We start from the raw sequence: 1,145 nt of genomic DNA on the forward strand, positions 1-1,145 counted from the left end.
ACGTTTCCAGTCCCGGACAGCAACAACCAATGCCCAGCAACCCAAGTGAATCGCCCCTGCCCGCGAACTGAGCGTAATCGGGAACTGTGCCTAATCAGCCTTATGCGCTGCAGAGCATAAGTGCTTATCGTGGTCAGAGGCCTTCAAGATGAGTTCGCAACGCAGCCGCGAGCACCGCCCCCGGTGTGTACATCGCACGATCGGCGAGTGCTACAAGGTCAGTAGGCGCGCTGTCCAGCAGGAGACTTGGCAGATATGAGCCCAAAGTGCACGTATCTACGGCATTGAGGGAATCGCTTAAATGACCTTTCAGAACATCATTCGGATCACGCGTCATCCACAGCAGATCGCATTGGCGGCCAACCTGAATCCCGTGTTCGCGAAACGTGCGGCGCCAGCCGTCTAGGCCACGCCGCACCAAATCCCGCTCAATGGCATCACGGCCGAACGCCACTTGAATCCCTGGCGCATAGGCCGTCGCGCCGCTGCCAACGCTCGCACGCTCGATGAGTGCGACGCTGGCGCCTAGTGCACGACGTTTCGCTTCCAGCGCGGTATAGAGGCCAGAGATGCCTCCGCCGACAACGACAAGCCAAGATCGAAGCACATGGTCATGATGGGGGCACCTCCCACCAAATCGAAACGGCCTCTATAGCCTCATTTCCAACGTTGTGCAACTGGTGGCGAACTCGAGGGCCGAATTGAACCACGTCGCCTGTCTTCAACTCAATGCTCCGGCCGTCGACTACCGCACGACCATGCCCCCTGGAGAGATGCCAAAGTTCCGGGACATCATGCGCTTCTGCAACGGTGGCGCAACTAGGAGCGACGCGAAATGACGCAAGCCGGAATGGCGCCTTGGGCTGTTCACTCGCCAAGCCCTCGAACTCACACATGGTCACACTTATAGCACAGGTGGTAACTGGGCCGCACGCAACCGTTCCCTGCCGAATACCGTCAATGTCTGCAAAGCGCGCGCTACCTTCGATTAAGACGCGATCGCCCCTTGCATCCAGCCCTAGTCTTACTGTGTCACAAAATTCATTTGCAGCGAAGCGATACCTGGTAGTATTGAATAATACAGACTTCGGGCGATCGCGATGAGAGAAGATGTCGATGAATTTGACGCGTATCTGGATCATCTG

2 protein-coding genes are annotated in these 1,145 nt (G+C 57.1%); both read right to left on the reverse strand.

Annotated features, from left to right (window positions below):
- Nucleotides 1-133: 133 nt before the first annotated feature.
- Nucleotides 134-607: an FAD-dependent oxidoreductase gene (locus tag AB4Y42_RS44005; protein WP_368697863.1), complete on the reverse strand. Its 474-nt coding sequence runs from the start codon at nt 605-607 to the stop codon at nt 134-136.
- A gap of 4 nt (nt 608-611) precedes the next feature.
- Nucleotides 612-1,142 (reverse strand): cupin domain-containing protein, encoded by a 531-nt coding sequence (locus AB4Y42_RS44010; RefSeq protein WP_368697864.1) that lies wholly within the window; start codon nt 1,140-1,142, stop codon nt 612-614.
- Nucleotides 1,143-1,145: the final 3 nt, after the last annotated feature.

Origin of the sequence: Paraburkholderia sp. EG286B, assembly GCF_040965655.1 — a bacterium.
In the GTDB taxonomy this organism is placed as follows: Bacteria; Pseudomonadota; Gammaproteobacteria; order Burkholderiales; family Burkholderiaceae; genus Paraburkholderia.

Bases quoted from the DNA above. Each gene is read 5' to 3' on its own strand.
- AB4Y42_RS44010 (WP_368697864.1), bottom strand. From the start codon at position 1,142: ATGATCCAGATACGCGTCAAATTCATCGACATCTTCTCTCATCGCGAT.